19 protein-coding genes are annotated in these 20,180 nt (G+C 67.7%); 12 read left to right on the forward strand and 7 right to left on the reverse strand.

Going from position 1 to position 20,180, the window contains the following annotated elements:
- The first annotated feature begins 4 nt into the window (after window positions 1-4).
- Window positions 5-2,110: a methionine--tRNA ligase gene (metG, locus tag PK606_RS08030; protein WP_324562557.1), complete on the forward strand. Its 2,106-nt coding sequence runs from the start codon at window positions 5-7 to the stop codon at window positions 2,108-2,110.
- Between the two features lie 153 nt (window positions 2,111-2,263).
- Here the strand turns inward: metG and PK606_RS08035 are convergent, their stop codons facing one another.
- Entirely contained in the window at window positions 2,264-3,040 is a 777-nt protein-coding gene (locus PK606_RS08035) for a ParA family protein (protein ID WP_324562559.1), read from the reverse strand.
- A gap of 201 nt (window positions 3,041-3,241) precedes the next feature.
- Here PK606_RS08035 and PK606_RS08040 point away from each other — a divergent pair, with 201 nt between their 5' ends.
- Genes PK606_RS08040 through PK606_RS08050 form a run of 3 tightly spaced genes read left to right on the forward strand, consistent with a single transcriptional unit; the run spans window position 3,242 to window position 5,647 of the window.
- Window positions 3,242-3,490 (forward strand): ribbon-helix-helix domain-containing protein, encoded by a 249-nt coding sequence (locus PK606_RS08040; RefSeq protein WP_324562561.1) that lies wholly within the window; start codon window positions 3,242-3,244, stop codon window positions 3,488-3,490.
- A gap of 9 nt (window positions 3,491-3,499) precedes the next feature.
- On the forward strand, window positions 3,500-3,913 hold the full coding sequence (locus PK606_RS08045) for a type II toxin-antitoxin system VapC family toxin (protein WP_324562564.1): 414 nt from the start codon (window positions 3,500-3,502) through the stop codon (window positions 3,911-3,913).
- Between the two features lie 12 nt (window positions 3,914-3,925).
- Window positions 3,926-5,647 (forward strand): SulP family inorganic anion transporter, encoded by a 1,722-nt coding sequence (locus PK606_RS08050; protein ID WP_324562567.1) that lies wholly within the window; start codon window positions 3,926-3,928, stop codon window positions 5,645-5,647.
- A 28-nt stretch (window positions 5,648-5,675) separates the two neighbouring features.
- Here the strand turns inward: PK606_RS08050 and PK606_RS08055 are convergent, their stop codons facing one another.
- A complete protein-coding gene (locus PK606_RS08055; protein ID WP_502920804.1) occupies window positions 5,676-6,197 on the reverse strand; it encodes an outer membrane protein assembly factor BamE in 522 nt (173 codons plus the stop codon).
- Window positions 6,198-6,295: 98 nt separating this feature from the next.
- Here PK606_RS08055 and PK606_RS08060 point away from each other — a divergent pair, with 98 nt between their 5' ends.
- The 6 genes from PK606_RS08060 to PK606_RS08085 all read left to right on the forward strand — a co-directional run bounded on the left by PK606_RS08060 (window position 6,296) and on the right by PK606_RS08085 (window position 12,060).
- Complete coding sequence (locus PK606_RS08060) at window positions 6,296-6,571, forward strand: DUF3460 family protein (protein ID WP_324562569.1); 276 nt, start codon at window positions 6,296-6,298, stop codon at window positions 6,569-6,571.
- Between the two features lie 40 nt (window positions 6,572-6,611).
- Window positions 6,612-7,460: a segregation and condensation protein A gene (locus PK606_RS08065; RefSeq protein WP_324562572.1), complete on the forward strand. Its 849-nt coding sequence runs from the start codon at window positions 6,612-6,614 to the stop codon at window positions 7,458-7,460.
- Between the two features lie 103 nt (window positions 7,461-7,563).
- On the forward strand, window positions 7,564-8,784 hold the full coding sequence (gspF, locus tag PK606_RS08070) for a type II secretion system inner membrane protein GspF (protein ID WP_324562575.1): 1,221 nt from the start codon (window positions 7,564-7,566) through the stop codon (window positions 8,782-8,784).
- Window positions 8,785-8,787: 3 nt separating this feature from the next.
- The gene (locus PK606_RS08075; protein WP_324562577.1) at window positions 8,788-9,732 is read left to right on the forward strand and encodes a 5'-nucleotidase; all 945 of its coding nucleotides are present in this window, start codon (window positions 8,788-8,790) and stop codon (window positions 9,730-9,732) included.
- Complete coding sequence (locus tag PK606_RS08080) at window positions 9,729-10,151, forward strand: EF-hand domain-containing protein (protein ID WP_324562579.1); 423 nt, start codon at window positions 9,729-9,731, stop codon at window positions 10,149-10,151. Before PK606_RS08075 ends, PK606_RS08080 begins: the two co-directional genes overlap by 4 nt.
- Before the next feature lie 88 nt (window positions 10,152-10,239).
- The gene (locus PK606_RS08085; protein ID WP_324562582.1) at window positions 10,240-12,060 is read left to right on the forward strand and encodes an ABC transporter ATP-binding protein/permease; all 1,821 of its coding nucleotides are present in this window, start codon (window positions 10,240-10,242) and stop codon (window positions 12,058-12,060) included.
- 89 nt (window positions 12,061-12,149) lie between these two features.
- On the opposite strand, the gene PK606_RS08090 is transcribed toward PK606_RS08085, so the two are convergent.
- From PK606_RS08090 to PK606_RS15940, 5 genes are all read right to left on the reverse strand, one after another.
- Complete coding sequence (locus tag PK606_RS08090) at window positions 12,150-12,800, reverse strand: nitroreductase family protein (protein WP_324562584.1); 651 nt, start codon at window positions 12,798-12,800, stop codon at window positions 12,150-12,152.
- Complete coding sequence (locus PK606_RS08095; protein WP_324562587.1) at window positions 12,766-14,013, reverse strand: NnrS family protein; 1,248 nt, start codon at window positions 14,011-14,013, stop codon at window positions 12,766-12,768. Before PK606_RS08095 ends, PK606_RS08090 begins: the two co-directional genes overlap by 35 nt.
- 283 nt (window positions 14,014-14,296) lie before the next feature.
- Window positions 14,297-15,223, reverse strand: coding sequence for a restriction endonuclease (locus PK606_RS08100; protein WP_324562589.1), 927 nt, complete (start codon window positions 15,221-15,223; stop codon window positions 14,297-14,299).
- Between the two features lie 6 nt (window positions 15,224-15,229).
- Window positions 15,230-17,725, reverse strand: a complete 2,496-nt coding sequence (locus tag PK606_RS08105; protein ID WP_502920805.1) for an adenosylcobalamin-dependent ribonucleoside-diphosphate reductase — start codon at window positions 17,723-17,725, stop codon at window positions 15,230-15,232.
- A gap of 52 nt (window positions 17,726-17,777) precedes the next feature.
- On the reverse strand, window positions 17,778-18,257 hold the full coding sequence (locus PK606_RS15940) for a serine dehydratase beta chain (RefSeq protein ID WP_502920806.1): 480 nt from the start codon (window positions 18,255-18,257) through the stop codon (window positions 17,778-17,780).
- 59 nt (window positions 18,258-18,316) lie between these two features.
- Between PK606_RS15940 and PK606_RS08115 the strand changes: the two genes are divergently transcribed.
- Together PK606_RS08115 and miaB are read left to right on the forward strand one after the other, a co-directional pair.
- Entirely contained in the window at window positions 18,317-18,709 is a 393-nt protein-coding gene (locus tag PK606_RS08115) for a hypothetical protein (RefSeq protein WP_324562593.1), read from the forward strand.
- 84 nt (window positions 18,710-18,793) lie between these two features.
- Window positions 18,794-20,140 carry a tRNA (N6-isopentenyl adenosine(37)-C2)-methylthiotransferase MiaB gene (gene miaB / locus PK606_RS08120; RefSeq protein WP_324562596.1) on the forward strand — a complete coding sequence of 449 codons (1,347 nt, stop codon included), beginning with the start codon at window positions 18,794-18,796 and terminating at the stop codon, window positions 20,138-20,140.
- Window positions 20,141-20,180: the final 40 nt, after the last annotated feature.

The following is a 20,180-nucleotide window of genomic DNA, read 5'->3' on the forward strand; positions in this document are numbered from 1 at the left end:
GCGCATGTCCGCACCCCGCCAGATCTTCGTCACCACCGCCCTGCCGTACGCCAACGGCACCTTCCACATCGGCCACATCATGGAATACATCCAGGCCGACATCTGGGTGCGCTACCAGCGCATGCAGGGCCATGCGGTGAACTTCGTCGGCGCCGACGACGCGCACGGCGCGCCGATCATGATCGCGGCCGAAAAGGCCGGCAAGACGCCCGAAGCTTTCGTCGCCGACATCGCCGCCGGACGCCAGCAGTACCTCGACGGTTTCCTGATCAGCTTCGACAACTGGCACTCGACGCACAGCCCCGAGAACACCGCCATCTCGCAGGCGATCTACCGCGACCTGAAGGCAGGGGGCCTGATCGAGTCGCGCGTCATCGAGCAGTTCTTCGACCCCGAGAAGGGCATGTTCCTGCCCGATCGCTTCATCAAGGGCGAGTGTCCCAACTGCCACGCCAAGGATCAGTACGGCGACAACTGCGAGGTCTGCGGCGCGGTGTATGCGCCAACCGAGCTGATCGAGCCGTATTCGGCGCTGTCCGGCGCGCGGCCCGAACTCAAGAGCAGCGAACACTTCTTCTTCCGGCTGTCGGATCCGCGCTGCGTCGAGTTCCTGAGCCAGTGGACCCAGGACGGCCGCCTGCAGCCCGACGTCGCCAACAAGGTGCGCGAATGGATCGCGCCGGGCGAGGACGGCAAGCCCAAGATGGGCGACTGGGACATCTCGCGCGACGCGCCCTACTTCGGCATCGAGATCCCCGACGCGCCGGGCAAGTACTTCTACGTCTGGCTCGACGCGCCGATCGGCTACCTGGCCAGCCTGAAGAACCTGCTGGAAAAGCGCGGCGAAAGCTACGAGGCCTACATGGCGCAGCCCGCATTGGAGCAGTTCCACTTCATCGGCAAGGACATCATCACCTTCCACACCCTGTTCTGGCCGGCGATGCTCAAGTTCAGCGGCCGCAAGGTGCCCGACAACGTGTTCGTGCATGGCTTTCTCACCGTCAACAACGGTGAGAAGATGAGCAAGAGCCGCGGCACGGGGCTGGATCCGCTGAAGTACCTCAAGCTCGGCATGAACCCGGAATGGCTGCGCTACTACCTGGCCGCCAAGCTGTCGGGCCGCAACGAGGACATCGACTTCAACGCCGAGGACTTCATGCTGCGGGTCAACGCCGACCTGGTCGGCAAGTACGTCAACATCGCCTCGCGCGCGGCCGGCTTCATCAGCAAGCGCTTCGACGGCCGCCTGGGCGAGGTGTCGGCCGACGGCGAGCAGCTGCTGACGCGGCTGCGCGACGCGCTGCCCGAGATCACCGCGCTGTACGAGCAGCGCGACTACGGCAAGGTGGTGCGCGAGACCATGCTGCTGGCCGACCGCGTCAACGAGTACGTGGACCAGAACAAGCCCTGGGAGCTGGCCAGGAAACCCGAGCTGACGCAGCGCCTGCACGATGTCTGCAGCACCTGCATCGAGGCCTTCCGCATCCTGACCATCTACCTGAAGCCGATCCTGCCGAAGCTGGCATCCGAAGTGGCGCTGTTCACCATGATGCCGCCCGAGGGCTTCGACGACGTGCTGAAGCCCCTCGGCGCCGGTGCGCAGATCGGCGAGTACAAGCACCTGATGCAGCGCGTCGACATGAAGCAGCTGGAGGCGCTGTTCGAGCCGCCGCCGCAGGCCGCAGCCGCCACGCCCGCCGATACTGCGGTGCCCGCCGCCGCACCCGCGCCCGGCGGCGAGTCGCTGGCGCCGACCATCGGCATCGACGACTTCGCGAAGGTCGACCTGCGCATCGCGTACATCGTCGACTGCCAGGCGGTCGAGGGCTCGACCAAGCTGCTGCGCCTGACGCTGGACGCCGGCGAGCTGGGCGACGACGGCCAGCCCAGGCTGCGCAACGTCTTCAGCGGCATCGCCAGTGCCTACCAGCCCGAGCAGCTCAAGGGCAAGCTGACGGTGTTGGTCGCCAACCTGGCGCCGCGCAAGATGAAGTTCGGCGTCAGCGAAGGCATGGTGCTGGCCGCCAGCCATGGCGACGAGAAGGCGCACCCGGGCATCTTCGTGCTGGAGCCCACGCCCGGCGCGCAGCGAGGCATGCGGGTGCGCTGAGCCGCCGAGCTGGAACCGTCCTATTCAACAGCCGGACTCAGACGACGCAAAGGTTTCCCAGAAGTCGCAAGAAGAGAACCACCAAAGGTTTTCTTTGAATCTCTTGCGTCCTTTGCGTAGTTTTCGCGTCTTCTGCGTCCAGCTGTTCGGTGTTCAAGCCCGCGCCGCCCATACCCCGTCGTGCAGCGCCACCAGTGCCTGGGTCAGCTTGTGGCCCGGCTCCAAGTGGATCATGGGGCGCGACTGCTCGTGCGACTCGCGCACCTTGACGGAGGACGGCAGGTAGGGCTGCAGCACCGGCAGGCCTTCGTCGATCAGCTCCTGCACCAGCCGCTGCGGCAGCTTGGCGCGCGACTGGAACTGGTTCACCACGATGCCCTCGACCGCCAGCTCGGGGTTGTGGTCGGCGCGGATCTCCTGCACGTTGTCCAGCAGCGTGTACAGCGCCTGGCGCGAGAAATCGTCGCAGTCGAACGGAATCAGGCAGCCGCGCGCACCCATCAGCGCCGAGCGCGTGTAGAAGTTCAGCGCCGGCGGCGTGTCGATGTAGATGCGCTCGTAGCCCTGCTTGAGCTGCTGCAGCGCCTCGCGCAGCTTGTAGATCTTGTGGCGCGATTCGAGCTTGCCCTGCAGCTCGTCGAGCCGCGCGCTGGCGGCCATCAACTCGAGGTTCTCGAACGGCGTGGCGAGCACGAAGTCGGTCGGCGGCACCGGGCGGAAGCTGTAGCTCAACGACTGATCGAACAGCGTGGCCACGGTCGGCTGATCCTCATCGGCCGGTCCGCCAAGCAGGTACTGGGTCGAATTGCCCTGCTGGTCCAGGTCGATCAGCAGGGTGCGCAGCCCCTGGCTGGCGCTGATGGCGGCCAGGTTGCAGGCGATGGTGGACTTGCCGACCCCACCCTTCTGGTTGAACACGACAAGCGGCATGCAGACAACTCCTTTTTTCTCGGTCAATGCCCTGGCTTCGGACGCCGTGATTATCCGGGCTGGAAATTGCACGACCTTGCTGTGCCCCGCCAGCGGGCTCGGGCGCATGTGGCCGGCGCCTGCCAGCGACCATCGGCGACTTCCCGGACGCGGGCGCATCCGGCACTTGTATTACAGCATGACAGTCGGTATTATCCCGACATGATCACGCTCACGGTCAAGATCCCGGCCGAACTGGTGCAGGCCATGGATGCGCTGGCGGCGCGAACCCACCAGTCGCGCTCGGAACTGGTGCGGCGGGCGCTGCAAGCCTACGTGCAGGCGCACGAGGCGGACACGGACGGCGCCAGCCTGCTCGACGCCATCCCCGACCTGGTCGGCTGCTTTAGCGGCGGACCGGCCGATCTGTCGTCGAACCCGGCGCATCTGGCCGAACTCGGGCAACACTGAAACCGATCCATGCAGGTGCTGCTCGACACGGGTCCCTGGGTGGCACTGCTGTGCCGCGACGACGCCCACCACGAGTGGAGCCGCGCGCAGTGGGCCGCGCTTGAGCAGCCGGTACTCAGCTGCGAGGCGGTGGTGGCCGAAACCTGCTTCCTGCTGGCGCGGCACGGCTTCGATCCGGCCGCACCGCTGAAGATGATCGAGCGCGGCGTGGTGCGCATCGATTTCGCACTGGCCGCGCAGATCGCCTCGGTGCGCGCCCTGTTCGAGCGCCAGGACAAGCTGCCCGCATCGCTGGCCGAAGCCTGCCTGCTGCGCCAGAGCGAGCTGCACGAACCCTGCAAGGTGTTCACGCTCGACCGCGACTTCCAGATCTACCGCCGCCACGGCCGCCGCACCGTGCCGGTCATCAGCCCCTGGGTCTAGCCCACCAAGTCCATGCCCATCGCCCGCTTCCGTCCCCGCCTGTTCGACGCCATGCACGGCTACGGCCGGGCCGATTTCGGCCGCGACTTCGGCGCCGGGCTGACGGTGGCGGTGGTGGCGCTGCCGCTGGCGATGGCATTCGCCATCGCCTCAGGCCTGAAACCCGAGGCCGGCATCTTCACCACCATCATCGCCGGCTTCCTGATCGCGCTGCTCGGTGGCAGCCGGGTGCAGATCGGCGGCCCGGCGGGCGCCTTCATCGTCATCGTCTACGGCATCGTCGAGCGCTACGGCGTCGGCAACCTGATCATCGCCACCGCGCTGTCGGGCGTGATGCTGTTCCTGATGGGCCTGTTCAAGCTCGGCACCCTGGTGCGCTTCATCCCGATCGCGGTCATCATCGGCTTCACCAATGGCATCGCGGTACTGATCGCGCTGTCGCAGGTCAAGGACTTCTTCGGCCTGCGGATCGAGAAGATGCCGAGCGACTTCTTCGGCATCCTGGGCGCGCTGTGGACCCACTGGGACACCGTCAACCCCTGGGCGCTGGGCGTCGCCGCGGTGTCGCTGCTGATCGTCATCGGCTGGCAGCGCTGGATGCCGGCGCTGGGGCCCAAGGTGCAGTTCTCGGGCAAGCTCAGCACGGTGCCGGGCTCGATCGTGGCGCTGGTGCTGGCGACCGCGGCGGTCGGCCTGTTCGCGCTGCCGGTCGAGACCATCGGCAGCCGCTTCGGCGGCATCCCGGCGGCGCTGCCCGAATTCAGGCTGCCCGGCTTCAGCTGGGAGTCGGCGCGCTTCCTGCTGATGCCGACCATCACGCTGGCGCTGCTGGGCGCGATCGAGTCGCTGCTGTGCGCGCGCGTGGCCGACGGCGTGATCGGCGACCGCCACGATCCCAACCAGGAACTGATGGCGCAGGGCGTGGCCAACTTCGTCACGCCGCTGTTCGGCGGCATGCCGGCCACCGGCACCATCGCGCGCACCATGACCAACGTCAAGAGCGGCGCCCGCACGCCGGTGGCCGGCATGGTGCATGCACTGGCGCTGCTGGTGGTGATCCTGGTCGCGGCGCCGCTGGCCAGTTCGATCCCGCTGGCGACGCTGGCGGCGATCCTCATGTACGTAGCCTGGAACATGGGCGAGTGGCACGAGTTCACCCACCTGAAGAACTACCGCATGCCGTATCGCGTGACCCTGGTGGGCGTGTTCCTGCTGACGGTGATCTTCGATCTGACGGTGGCGGTGGAATTCGGCATCCTCGCCGCCTGCGTGACCTTCATCTACCGCATCTCCAACCTCACGCGCAGCGAGCGCCTGACCGCCAGCAAGCACTCGGCGCTGGCCGGCCACGAGGGCCAGATGCAGGCCTGGCGCCTGTATGGCGCGCTGTTCTTCGGCGCCACCCGCCTGGTGGAAGAACTCGAGGACGACCTGCCGTCCCAGGTCCTGGTGCTGGACCTGAAGAACGTGATCTACCTCGATTCGACCGGCGCCGAAGCGCTGGAGAACCTGGTCAGGACCTGCCGCAAGCAGGGTGTGCGGCTGATCGTCTCGGGCCTGATGAACCAGCCGCTCGACATCGCCAGCAGAACCGGCCTGCTGGCCCTGTTCACCCAGCACTCGGCCGCTGACGTGCAGCCGGATGTCGCAGCCGCCATCGATGCCGCGCTGGCCGATCTGGCTGGCGCGGCCAGCTCACCTGAAGATACCGCGCCAGACCACGGCAGCGCCTGAAAGGCGGCCGGCGCCACGGCTGCCGCGATCAACCACCGCCGCGCATGTCAGGCCCGTCCGGATCGGGACCGACCTCGGTGCGCAGCACCCGATAATCGGTGCTGAAGATGACGTTGAAGGCCTTGGTCTCGCTCGGCGGTTCGAGGAATTTCCAGGTCCACACGACCTCGTTCTTGAGCTGGTAGGGCACCTGCCTTGCCGGCTTGCCGAGCATGCGGCGCACGTCCTCGACGCCCATGCCGGGCTGCACGCGGCGGAAATTCTCGGGCGTCAGCACCTGGCGCAGCGCGCTCATCTTGCCGTCCGGGCCGATGGTGATCATGTAGTTGCGCATGCCCTCGGGCTGGCGGTTGTACTCGAAGGTCTTGGCGCCGCCGGCTTCGGACCACACGCGCTCGGGCTGGCCGAAACGCTGCACCACGTCGGCCTCGGTGGAAACACCTTCCTCGAGTTCCTTGATGGCCTGCGGGTCACAGGCGGCCAGCATGAGCGTGGCGCCCAGCAGGCCGGCCAGGCCCCAGGTGCGGAATCGGTCAAAGCGGAGCGTCATAGGTGGCATGCTCGGTAAAATGGATGAAAACCCTCATGTAACGCGGCGAGGCAGCAATTCGCCGTCAGAACAATCCGACAAGGGATACTGAAAGCATTATGTCGCTCGCCCGCCTGTTCCAACGCCCGCACTACCGCTCCGAGGCCACGCAGTTCATCAGCGACCTGAAGAACGCCAAGCCCGATCTCGACCGCAAGCAGCGCGAGGGCCGCTCGCTGCTGTGGGACAAGCGCATCGACCGCGAGCTGCAAGCAGAGTTTCGCGCCGGCCGGGTGGCACAGCCGGGCTACGTCTACTACGAGTGGGACCTGGCCCCGCACGAGTCCGCCAGCACCCCCGAAGCCAGCCCGAATCCGACGCAGACGCCGGCCTGAGTGACGGCGCACCCGACCGCCGCAGCCACCAGCGCCCGTGGTGTTGGCTGATCCCGATCAGTTGCTGGGCAGCGCGCCAGTGCAGGTGCCGCTGCCCGATGTGGTCGACCACATCGCGGTGGCGCGCCTGTACGGCGAGCCGCTGTTCGCGCTGCCGCAGGACCTGTACATCCCGCCCGATGCGCTGGAGGTGTTCCTGGAGGCCTTCGAGGGGCCGCTGGATCTGCTGCTGTACCTGATCCGCAAGCAGAACTTCAACATCCTCGACATCCCGATGGCGGCGGTGACGCGCCAGTACCTGAGCTACGTCGACGAGATCCGCGGCCGCAACCTGGAGCTGGCCGCCGAATACCTGCTGATGGCGGCGATGCTGATCGAGATCAAGTCGCGCATGCTGCTGCCGCCGCGCAAGACCGCCGAAGGCGCCGAGCCAGAGGATCCACGCGCCGAACTGGTGCGCCGCCTGCTCGAATACGAGCAGATCAAGCTGGCCGCCACCCAGCTGGCCGAGGTGCCGCTGTTCGGGCGCGACTTCCTGAAGGCGCAGGTCTACGTCGAGCAGGCATTGCAGCCGCGCTTTCCCGACGTCGAGCTGATCGACCTGCAATCGGCCTGGGCCGACATCCTCAAGCGCGCCAGGCTGGTGCAGCACCACCGGATCACGCGCGAGCAACTCAGCGTGCGCGAGCACATGTCGATCGTCCTCAAGAAACTCCAGGGTCGTCGCTTCGCACCCTTCGAGGACCTGTTCGACGCCACCAAGGGCGTGCCGGTGCTGGTGGTGACGCTGATCGCACTGCTCGAGCTGGCGAAGGAAAACCTGGTCGAGGTCACCCAGGCCGAGGCCTACGCACCGATCTACGTGCGGCTGGCGTTCACGCCGGCCTGAGAAGGTGTGAACGAACCCGCCACGCGCCGCCACCGGGCCGCGCGGCAGACCCAGCCGCTACCATTGGCAGACCAGCCCGCCGCCCCGACCACCCGCCGCACCCGTGCCCGCCTACACCTTCGAAGCCCTGCAAGCCGACGGCAAGAGCCGCAAGGGCGTGATCGAGGCCGACTCCGCCAAGGCCGCACGCGCACTGCTGCGCGGGCAGGCGCTGGTGCCGCTGTCGGTCGACCCGGTCACCGGCGGCACGGCCGGCTCGCTGCTGACGCGGCCGATCGCCGGCGGGCGTGTGTTCAACGGCACCCAGCTGGCGATCTGGACGCGCCAGCTCGCCGGCCTCATCACTTCCGGCCTGCCGCTGGAGCGCGCGCTCACCGCGCTGGCCGACGAGGCCGAGGACGAGCGCCAGCGCAACCTGATCGCCGGCCTGCGCGCCGAAGTCAATGCCGGCTCGCCACTGGCCAAGGCGATGACGCAGCAGCCGCGCGAATTCTCCGGCGTCTACACCGCCGTCATCGCCGCCGGCGAGCAAGGCGGCAACCTGGGCCTGGTGCTGGAGCGCCTGGCCGATGACCTGGAGGAGCGCCAGGCGCTCAAGGCCAAGCTCATTGGCGCGGCGCTGTACCCCGCCATTGTGACCCTGCTGTCGATCGTCATCGTGGTGTTCCTGGTCAGCTACGTGGTGCCGCAGGTGGCCAACGTGTTCGCCGGCAGCAAGCGCTCGCTGCCCTGGCTCACGGTGGCGATGCTGGGCCTGAGCGACTTCGTGCGCGCCTGGGGCTGGTGGCTGCTGGGTGCGCTGGCGCTGCTCGCCATCGGCGGCCGGCTGGCGCTGCGCAATCCGGTGCTGCGCCAGCGCTTCGACGCCCTGTGGCTCCGGCTGCCGCTGGTCGGCCGGCTGGCGCGCGGTTACAACGCGGCGCGCTTCGGCAGCACCTTGGCCATGCTGGCCGGTGCCGGCGTGCCGATCCTGCGGGCGCTGCAGGCCGCCGCCGAAACCCTGAACAACACCGCCATGCGCGCCGATGCCGAGGACGCGCTGGTGATGGTGCGCGAGGGCGCGCCGCTGGCCAGCGCACTGGCGCAGAAGAAACGCTTCCCCGGCCTGCTGGCCATGTTCGCGCGCCTGGGCGAGCAGACCGGCCAGCTGCCGCTGATGCTGCAGCGCGCTGCGGGCCAGCTCGGCGCCGAGGTGCAGCGCCGCGCCCTGCAGCTGGCCACCGTGCTGGAACCGCTGCTGATCGTCGCCATGGGTCTGGTCGTGATGCTGATCGTGCTGGCGGTGATGCTGCCGATCATCCAGCTCAACCAATGGGTGAAATAGGCCATGGCCGCCTCCCTGCAAGACCAGCTCGTCGTCGCCATCTCCTCGCGCGCGCTGTTCGACTTCGAGGAGGAAAACCGCCTGTTCGAATCCGGCAACGCGCAGGCCTATATGCAGTTGCAGCTCGACCGGCTCGACATGCCGGCGCAGCCGGGCGTGGCGTTCTCGCTGGTCAAGAAGCTGCTGGCCTTCAACCAGCCGGGCCATCACCGCGTCGAAGTGGTGGTGCTGTCGCGCAACGACCCGGTCAGTGGCATGCGGGTGTTCCGCAGCGTGGCGGCGGCCGGGATGGCGGTCGAGCGCGGCGTGTTCACGCAGGGGCGCGATCCGTTCCGGTATCTGAGGCCGCTGGGCGCGCACCTGTTCCTGTCGGCCAACGAGGCCGATGTGCGCGAGGCGCTGGGCCTGGGTTTTCCGGCCGCACGCGTGGCGATCGGTGCGCAGCAGGCTGGCCACAACCACCCTGACGAGGTGCGAATCGCCTTCGACGGCGATGCCGTGCTGTTCGCCGACGAGGCCGAACGCGTGTTCCAGGCCCGCGGCCTGGAGGCGTTCCAGAAGCACGAGAAGCGCAAGGCCCTGCTGCCGCTGCCGGCCGGACCGTTCAAACCGCTGCTGGACGCGCTGCACCGCCTGCAGCAGGCCGGCGACACGCCGATGCGCCTGCGCACCGCGCTGGTCACGGCGCGCAGCGCGCCGGCGCACGAGCGCGCCATCCAGACGCTGATGAGCTGGGGCGTCGGCGTCGACGAGGCCATGTTCCTCGGCGGCCTGCCCAAGGGCGAGTTCCTGCGCGAGTTCGAACCTGACTTCTTCTTCGACGATCAGACCGGCCACATCGAACACGCTGCCCGCCACGTGCCTGCAGGCCATGTCGCGGCCGGTGTTACAAATTCACCCGATTCCGCTGAAACCCCGCGCCGCCGACGCAGCTCCAAGCAGGCATGACGCTGCGTCGCTATCTCCTGCCCATCCTCGTCGCCCTGCCACTGGCCGCCGCGCCCGTGCTGGCGCAGCCGGTGGACGCCGCTACCGCGGCGGAACAGCCCGCCGCAAAGCGGGTCAGCAAGGGCGAGCAGCAGGCGCTCAAGTGGTTTGCCATGCTGGACGCCAACAAGGACGGCCGCATCTCGCGCCAGGAAGCCAGGGTAGCATTCCGCCTCAGCCCGACGCTGGCCGAATACTTCCGTGACACCGATCTGGATGGCGACGGCTACCTGACGCAGCAGGAAATCCGCACCGTCGCCGAGCGCCGCCGCGCCGAACGCCAGCGGCGGCGCCAACAGGAGGCCGCACAGGCTGCTGCGACGCCAGGGACTGCGATCAGCAGGGCGGCCGCGTCCACCGAGCGCACGCAAGCACGCTGAGTCTCGTCTTTGGCCGCCGACAGGCCTGACGTCGGTCACCCCACCCAAAACCGCTAGCATCCACGCTCCGCTGAAATGGAGCCCCTGGATGACCTGGTCCGACAAACTCGCCCGCCTGCATCAATTCCTGCACCAGGTCTGGCACTTGGCATCGCCCTACTTCCGCGGCTCCGACGAACGCTGGAAGGCACGCGGCCTGCTGGCCGCGATCATTGCGCTCAACCTCGGCATGGTCTACGTGATGGTGCTGGTCAACGACTGGCAGCGCCGCTTCTTCGATGCCATGCAGAACCTCGACCAGGCCACGTTCTGGCGCGAAGCAGTCTTCTTCACCCTGATCGCGACCGTGTTCATCCTGGTGGCGATCTACCGGTTCTACCTCACCGAACTGCTGCAGCTGCGCTGGCGCGCCTGGATGACGCGCGAGCTGATGGGTCGCTGGCTGTCCGGCAACGCCTTCTACCGCATGGAACTCGGCCGCTACGCCGGCGCCGCGCAGGAGGAGACCACGCCGACCGGGCTGCCCGAACAGGGCCAGCGCGTGCCCGACAACCCCGACCAGCGGCTGGAGGAGGACGTGCACATCTTCACCATGCGCAGCGTCGATCTGTCGATGGGCCTGCTGAACGCCGTGGTCACGCTGCTCAGCTTCGTCACCATCCTGTGGAAGCTGTCGGGCGATTTCTCGTTCAGCCTCGGCAGCAGCGAGATCGCCATCCCCGGCTTCATGGTCTGGGCCGTGCTGCTGTACTGCCTGGTCGGCAGCGTGTTCACGCACTACATCGGCCGGCCACTGATCGGCCTGAACTTCGAGCAGCAGCGGCGCGAAGGCGACTTCCGCCACCACCTGGTGCGGGTGCGCGAGTACAGCGAGGCCATCGCGCTCGACCAGGCCGGCGGCACCGAGCGCCGCAACCTGGATGGGCGCTTCTCATCGGTGCTGGCCAACTACCTGGCGCTGATCAGGAAACGCACCAAGCTGCTCGGCTTCACCGAGCTGTTCGGCCAGACCGCGGTGCTGTTTCCGTTCATGCTGGCGGCTCCGCGCCTGTTCAGCGGCGCCATCAAGCTGGGCGAGGTGATGCAGATCAGCGGCGCTTTCGGCTATGTGCAGAATTCGCTGTCCTGGTTCGTCAACAACTACGACAACCTGGCGGCGTGGCGTGCCACCACCGAGCGCCTGACCAGCTTCGAGGCCGGGCTGGCACTACTGGACGCCACGCCGTCACGGATCGAGCGCGTGCCGGCGACACCGGATGCCACCACCATCGAGGCCGACGGTCTCAGCCTGCAGCTGCCGACCGGCGTCACGCTGCTGCAGGACGCCTCGCTGCACGCCGCGCCCGGCGAGCACACGCTGATCCAGGGCCCCTCGGGCAGCGGCAAGTCCACCCTGCTGCGCGCGTTGACGGGCATCTGGCCCTGGGCACGCGGGCGCGTGAAGCTGCCCGACGGCATGATGGTGATCCCGCAGCGCCCCTATTTCCCCGACGGTGCGCTGCGCGACGCGCTGGCCTACCCGGACGACGCCGATGCGTACACCGACGAGCAACTGCGGCAGGCGCTGCACGACGCACTGCTGCCCAGGCTGGCCGAGCGGCTGAACGAGCGCGACAACTGGACGCAGAAGCTCTCTGGCGGCGAGCAGCAACGCCTGGCAATCGCCCGCGTGCTGCTGAAGCAACCCGCGTGGGTGCTGGCCGACGAAGCCACCGCCGCGCTTGACCTGAGCGCCGAGCACAGCCTGTACCAACGCCTGCGCGCGCTGACCGAGCGCCGCGGCGGCGCCCTGGTGTCGATCGCCCACCGACCCTCGGTCGCGGAATTCCACCGCTACCGCTGGCAGCTGGTGCCACAGGCGGAAGACGCACCGGCGCGCTTTCGGATTGATCGGCTGACGATAGTCTGAGGATGACCGTAGTGCCTGGGTGCAGCCCGGGCCTCACCCCAAAATCATCACGTCCTACCGGTTAGCCCAGCGCACAGCGCGAGCGCACATCAGGCGACTGGCAGCGTCGTCACATACTGCCTTGGCTGCGGCCGCACGCGCGGCGGCCGGCCCTTGATCACGCTCCCGACGCTGAGAAAGCACAGCGCCTGCTCGTCGTCACCCAGAGCGAACAGGCGGCGCAGCGCGTTCGATGCCAGCGCCTTGCCGCTGGTCAGCGCGGCGCCGAAACCGAGTGCATGCGCCATCAGCAGCATGTTCTGCAGCGCGCAGCCGGCCGAGACGATGCGCTCGGGCGGCTCGATCTCGGCATCGCCATCACGCAGCCGCACCACCGCCAGCAGCAGCAGCGGTGCGCGGAAGGCCTTCTCGCGCGCCTGCTCGGTCTGCGTCGGCGTCGCGCCGGCGTCACGCTGTACCAGCGCGGCGGCGAAGGCGTCGGCCAGCCGCCCGCGTGCCTCGGCCGGCACGATGACGAAGCGCCAGGGCAGCAGTTCGTGGTGGTCGGGCGCGCTGGCGGCGGCACCCAGGATCAACTGGATCTGCGTCGCATCCGGGCCGGGATCCCCCAAGCGCCGCGGCAGGATGGTCTGGCGCGTGTGGATCAGCGCCTGCGCCAGCTCCACCACTTCGGGCGGGCGCGGCTGGCTGAGGGTGCGGGCGCCGTCAGCCCGGCTTGCCGTCGATGCGTGGTTTTCCATACCAGCTAGCGTAGCGCAGCGCCCATACGGTCACCACCGCCGCCCACAGCAGCGCCGCCAGGCCGGTCAGCCAGGGCGACGCGCCCAGCACCGCGGCGATCAGCCGTACTCCCACCGTGAGCTGCAGCAGCCAGAACAGCGCCCACACGGCGCCATCGGCCACCAGCGCGCGCCCGCTGTGACCGCAGGACACGCGCGTGACCATGGCCAGCATGACCGAGCCGAGAAAACCCATGGCCAGCGCATGCAGCGCACCCAGGCCCAGCACGGCGCGGCCAGTGGCCAGCCACAACGCCTGCGACGCCGCGCTGTACAGCAGCGCCAGGCCGAGCCATGCAAAGCCCACGTGCAGCATCGCCAGCAGGCGGATCTTCATGCTTTGCACCAGGCCCCAGGCCAGCGCCAGCCACAGCAGCACGGCGCCGGCCGCCAGCTCGACCGCGATCACCAGCAGGGTCCAGGCCGTGCCGCTGCCATCGTCGGGCCGCGCGAAATCCACCCACAGCGCCAGCACCTCGAACGCCGCCGTGCCCAGCATCAGCCACAGCAGCCAGTATGGCCGCCAGAGCTGGATCGCGGGCAGCACGTTGGCGGTGAAAAACGGGATCATCCGATGCGCCACGCTGACATAGGTGACGACGATGAAGCCCCACAGGGCACTGCGCACCAGCAGCAGCGCCAGCGCGTCCTGCCCGGCGCTGAAGGCGATACCGGTGCCGGCCAGGCACAGCATGCCGACGATGCCGCCGACGCCCGCCGTCCTGGCGTGCATCCGGTCCGGCGCCCGGCTGGCCAGGATCAGGCGCCAGAACAGGCCGACCACCCAGGCCAGCCCGGCGCAGGCCAGCACCAACCCCGCCAGCGCCAGCCCCGCGTGCAGGTGGGCGCCTGCCAGCCACAGCAGCCAGCCGGCGGCCTGCAGGACCAGCGGCCACAGCACTTGCCGCGTTGTCGGGTGCTCGACGCGCAGCCAGTTCGGCCCGGCGGTAAACAGAAAGCCGACGAAGAACAATGGCATAAAACCGAACACCATCGCCGCCGCGTGCGTCAGCGTCGGTGATACCGCGTAGCCCAGGCCGAACCAGCCATGCACGCGATCAACCTGCACCAGCAGCCACCAGCCGCTGGCCGCAACGAGGATCAGCATGGCGAGCGAAAAGGCCAGCCGGTGCGGCGCCACCAGCAGCATGGCCGGCCGCCACGCCGCGCTCACGGGCGCCGATGCGGTTGGCGGCGCTGTTCGGGTGGCGGCAGCGCTCGGCGCTGGATGAGGGGTGCTATCCGACATGCTCGACTTGTACGCCGCTGGCTGAAGTTCTGACCATGATCGGGGTCAATATATCCCCTGCACAGCCTGGTATCGGGTCACGTTGGGTTGGCCCTTGCGGTACTCGATTCGGTGGCTTCGTGCAGACATAACCGCTGCGCAATGCGGTTGATCCGTGGAATCCGCGTGGGCACCACAAGAACCTGCGGCCCGCTTCAGTGCGCACACATCAGCCACCTGCATCAAAGTAATCGCTATCGAGCCGAGGCACGCGGACCGTGCGCAACGTCACGCCAACCTCGTGATCGATCATCAGGCTGGCAAGTCGGGCGCCGTCCACGAGAACGATGCCTTCAACGGAGCGCGCGAATTCCAGCGCTTGAGTCGTATAGGTGGATGTGGTGATGAACACGCCCTTTCTGGCGCGCTGACCCGCCAGCGCACCGTAAAACGCCTGAACCTCGGGTCGGCCTACCGCACCCTGCCATCGCTTGGCCTGGACATAGACCTTTTCCAGGCCGAGCCGGTCGAGCGAAATCACGCCGTCGACGCCACCATCGCCCGTGCCGCCGATACGCTGCAGATCCGCACGGTGGGCGCCATAGCCCATCCGATGCAGGACATCGAGCACGATGGATTCAAAGAAGGTAGGCGCTACGCCACTCAAGGTTTCCAGCAACTCTTCGGTGACCGATCGCCGCAACTCGAGCAGCGCCTCGCTCAAACGATCATCCGGACTTGCGAGCGCGTCCGGCGCGGATTCAAGCTGGCTCGCGAGCGCATCTTGCTCTTCCCGATCGCTCCCCGTGCACAGACGCGCATCGGGATAGACCCGGGCCAGGCGCTCCACTTGCTCCGGGGTAAGCGCTTCCTGATGCTGCGCGGCGAATGCCACACCGTCCGATGTCAGCTGCCAGTATCCATGCCGCGGGCTGCACGACAAGCCGGCACGCTTGAGTCGATCGTGTGCCCATCCGGCCCTGTTCTTGTAGACCAGTTGAGCACCGCTGGGCAGCATGAGTTGACGATCGGCGTCGGAAATGCTGAGCGCTTCAGCGGCCGCTTCGTGAACATCGCGCGCCAGCGCGCCGGCAGGACGCGCCGCCAGAAAACGAAGAATCGGCTCAATGAACCGATCGTACGTTGGCACGGCCATGGGACATCACCCGCAGGCACCCACGAAGCCGCACTGCGTGCAGTAGTCGCAACCGTCCTTGCGGATCATGGCGTGCGCGCCGCATTCGGGGCACTTCTTGCCGGCCATGACGGCGCCGGTGAGCATGGCGGCCGGCTCGACACGGGGCTCGACCGTCGGCAGTTCGTCGGCATCGAACAGCGAGCCCTGCGCCGCCAGCGCGCGCTGGGCAATCAGGTTCTCGACCGCATAGCCGATCGCCGCCACCTCGCTGTCGTGCCAGCGCGGCACGTGGGTGCCGTCGGCCTTCTCGTAGGTGCCCAGGCGCACCGGGCCGCGGTCCCAGCTGACCTTGCGCATGTCGGACAGCGCGCGGTCCAGGAAGCCGCCGCGCGCGGCCAGGCTGAGCATGCGCATGGTGGCGGTGATCCACTGCTGCGACTCGCCGCTCTGGCCGACCGGCATGAAGAACTCGATCGCGCGCTCCACCGTGCCCTTGCCGTCGGCCGTGGGCACCGGCAGGAAGGAGACAATCAGGTACAGGCGCTGCTGGCCCTCGTGGGTCCAGTACTCGATCTTCTCCGTCACCGCGGGCAGGCCGCCGGAGGGACGCTTCTCGATCACCGAGCGCATCGGGTCGTACACCGTCGACGGCATCGCCGGCGCGCCAGCGGGCGGCTGCGGCGCTTCTTCCTTCTTGGCCGGCGTGGTCTCGAGCACGGCGCCCAGGATGCTGTTGGGGCGGTAGGTGGCCAGGCCCTTCAGGCCGGCTTGCCAGGCCTGCCGGTACAGGTCCTTGAAATCATCGTAGGGATAGTCTTCCGGGATGTTGACGGTCTTGCTGATCGAGGTGTCGACGTAAGGCTGCACCGCCTCCATCATCGCCACGTGCTCCTGCGCGCTCATCTGCAGCGCATTGACGAAGTAGCCGGGCAGCGCCTCGGGCTTGTCTGGCGTCACCGTTTCATCGACCAGCGAGCGGTAGACGCGGAAGGCATGGTCTTCGACCAGGTAGCTGCTGGTGCTGCCGTCGGCCTCGCGCTTGTTGCGCGTGTAGCCCCAGCTGAAGGCCGGCTCGATGCCGTTCGACGCGTTGTCGGCAAACGCTAGGCTGACAGTGCCGGTGGGCGCGATCGACAGCAGGTGGCTGTTGCGGATGCCGTGCTCGCGAATCGCCGCCTGGATGTCATCCGGCAGGCGGCTGGCGAAGGTGCCCTTGGCCAGGTAGCCGTCGGCCTTGAACTTGGGGAAGGCGCCCTTCTCCTTCGCCAAGCCGACCGAGGCCCGGTAGGCGGCATCGCGCATGCGGCGCGCGATTTCAGTCGCCATGACGCGGCCGTCGTCACGGTCGTAGCGCAGCCTGAGCATGGTCAGCGCGTTCCCCAGGCCAGTGAAGCCGACGCCGATGCGGCGCTTTTCCGCACTCTCCGCGCGCTGCTGCTCGAGCGGCCAGAAGGTGACGTCCAGCACGTTGTCGAGCGCACGCACCTGGGTCGCCACGACCTCCTCGAAGGCCTCGAAGTCGAACACCGGTTCGCCGCCGACGCCGAACGGATGGCGCACGAACTTGGTCAGGATGATGGGGCCCAGGTCGCAGCAGCCGTAGGGCGGCAGCGGCTGCTCGCCGCACGGGTTGGTCGCCTCGATCCGCTCGCAGTAGTTCAGATTGTTGTCGCGGCCGATCTGGTCCAGGAACAGGATGCCCGGCTCGGCGAAGTCGTAGGTCGACTTCATGATGGTGTCCCACAGCTCGCGCGCGGGCAGCCTGCGGTACACCCACAGGCCGTCGGCGCGCTGGTAGCCACCCTCGTCGAGCACCTTCTGGCCGGGCTTGGCCTTGTGCACCAGTTCCCAGTCGGTGCCTGCCGCCACCGCCTGCATGAAGGCGTCGCTGACACCGACCGAGACGTTGAAGTTGTTCCAGCGGCCGGGCGTGCGCTTGGCGGTGATGAACTCCAGCACGTCGGGGTGGTCGATGCGCAGCACACCCATCTGCGCACCGCGGCGCGAGCCGGCGCTCTCGACCGTCGAGCACGACTGGTCGAACACGTTCATGTAGCTGCACGGCCCGCTGGCCATGCTGTGCGTGCCCTTGACGTAGGCGCCCTTGGGGCGGATGCGCGAGAAGTCGTAGCCGACGCCGCCGCCGCGCCGCATGGTCTCGGCAGCCTCGCGCAGGGCTTCGTAGATGCCGGGGTAGCCGTCCTCGTCGCGGCCCTGGATGGCGTCGCCGACCGGCTGCACGAAGCAGTTGATCAGCGTGGCCTGGATGTCCGTGCCGGCGGCGCTCATGATGCGGCCGGCACCGATGGCGCCAGCCCACAGGTTGCTCAGAAACTTCTGCTCCCACTCGGTCCGCAGTTCGGGCTTCTCCACCGAGGCCAGTGCCCGCGCCACGCGCCCGTACAACTGCTCCAGCGAGGTCTCGCCCGGCTTGAAGTACTTCTCGGTCAGGACGTCGTGGCAGATGGGTTGGTCGGGCAGGCGCATGGCGGCAGGATTGGGGAGTGGGTCTCTTTTCATATTGTGATTCCGAATCTCTGGAGAAAGCTCAAAAACTGCCTGGCGAAGCAAATCAGGCGACCAACCTGCGCATTCTTGCACTGTCGCGTTTCGCGGACTGAAAGACGACTCGCGAGAGGGTATTTTTTGGTGTCCACGCACCTCGAAACAGACGGCCAAAGCCGCCCTTCGACAGTGCACGAAAGATCCTCGTCGATCGTGAATCGACCGCCTGCGCCATGGCGTCGGGATCGGCCTGGTCCGGCTCGATGCCCATCAGGCCGGCAACCACCGCGCGGTCGGTGCCGTGGCCGACGCCGGTTGCTGCCAGCGAGCCGTACAGCCGCACCTGGATGCGCCGCACCGCGTCCATCAGGCCGGCCTGCCGCAACTCCCGCGTGAATGCGCAGGCGGCGCGCATCGGTCCGACGGTGTGCGAACTGGACGGCCCGATGCCGATCTTGAACAGGTCGAGTGCGCTGATGGTCATGACGTGATGTCCCGGAGGGTCGCCGTTGGATCGCAGCCGGCTGAAGATGAGGTGCTGGATCACGCGACCGCGCGTAGAATCACGCTTTCCCCCGCGTTCTCAACAGCCTCTGGACATATACCATGAACCGCTGCTGGACCTTCCACCGCCATCACCGTTTGATCGCGGCATCGATCTGTCTCGGCGCCTTCGCCGCGCTGCTCAGCCCGCCTGCGCAGGCGCAGATGCAGCGCCTGTTCCCGCATGGCGTGCAGCGCGCCCAGATCAGCTTCGTCGAGCCGCCGCAGGTGCTGCTCGACGGCCGGCCGGAACGGCTCGCGCCGGGCGCCCGCGTGCGCAACGAGCACAACATGATCGCGCTGTCGGGCACGCTGCGGGGCAAGACCTTCGTCGTCAACTACCTGCGCGACCCCGCCGGCGTGGTGCGCGACATCTGGATCCTGACGCCGCAGGAAGCCGGCGGCACCCTCGATGGCCGGCCGCTGGAGCGGGCCACGCCAGCCTACCTCAACTGATCGACGCCAGCGCCGGCCCGCCGGCTTGCCGCGTCACCGGCACCATTCGCGCCACCCGGCGCCGCATCAAGAAGGCACTCCCCCATGTCACGCAAAGTCTTCATCAAGACCTTCGGCTGCCAGATGAACGAGTACGACTCCGACAGGATGGTCGACGTGCTCGGCGCCGCCGAAGGCTACGAACCGACCAGCAACGTCGACGAGGCCGACCTGATCCTGTTCAACACCTGCTCGGTGCGCGAGAAGGCGCAGGAGAAGGTGTTCTCCGACCTCGGCCGCGTCAAGCACCTGAAGAAGAAGGGTGTGCTGATCGGCGTCGGCGGCTGCGTCGCCAGCCAGGAAGGCGAAGCCATCATCGAGCGCGCGCCCTACGTCGACGTGGTATTCGGCCCTCAGACCCTGCACCGGCTGCCCGATCTGCTGGCCAAGCGCCAGCGCCAGCAGCGCCCGCAGGTCGACATCAGCTTCCCCGAGATCGAGAAGTTCGACCACCTGCCAACGGCGGGCGTCAAGGGGGCCTCCGCCTTCGTCTCGATCATGGAAGGCTGCTCCAAGTACTGCAGTTACTGCGTCGTGCCCTACACGCGCGGCGAGGAATTCAGCCGCCCGTTCGACGACGTGCTGACCGAGGTCGCCGGGCTGGCCGACCAGGGCGTGAAGGAAGTGAACCTGCTGGGCCAGAACGTCAATGCCTACCGCGGCAGGATGGGTGACTCGGGAGAAACAGCCGACTTCGCCCTGCTGATCGAGTACGTAGCCGAGATTCCCGGCATCGAGCGCATCCGCTACACCACCAGCCACCCGAACGAGTTCACCCAGCGGCTGATCGACGTCTATGCCAAGGTCCCCAAGCTGGTCAGCCACCTGCACCTGCCGGTGCAGCACGGCTCCGACCGCATCCTGATGGCGATGAAGCGCGGCTACACCGCCATGGAATACAAGAGCATCATCCGCAAGCTGCGCGCCGTGCGGCCGCACATCAGCCTGTCGAGCGACTTCATCGTCGGCTTCCCAGGCGAGACCGATGAGGACTTCGACAAGCTGATGAAGCTGATCCAGGACGTCGGCTACGACGCCTCCTTCAGCTTCATCTTCAGCCCGCGCCCCGGCACGCCGGCCGCCAACCTACACGACGACACGCCGCACGAGGTCAAGCTGAAGCGCCTGCAGCACCTGCAGGCCGTGGTTGAGCAGAACGTGCGAGCGATCAGCGCGTCGCGCGTCGGCACCACACAGCGCATCCTGGTCGAAGGGCCGTCGCGAAAGAACCCGCGCGAAATGATGGGCCGCACCGAGTGCAACCGCATCGTCAACTTCGACGGCGGACCGGAGGGATCGCGCCTGGTCGGCCGGCTGCTCGACGTGATGATCACCGAGGCGCTGCCGCACTCGCTGCGCGGCCGGCTGGTGGTCGAGCACGCAGCGGCCTGAAGAGCCGCCAAGCCGCGCGCCGGCGATGGGGCGGCGCCGG

Origin of the sequence: Ottowia sp., assembly GCF_035444425.1 — a bacterium.
In the GTDB taxonomy this organism is placed as follows: domain Bacteria; phylum Pseudomonadota; class Gammaproteobacteria; order Burkholderiales; family Burkholderiaceae_C; genus Ottowia.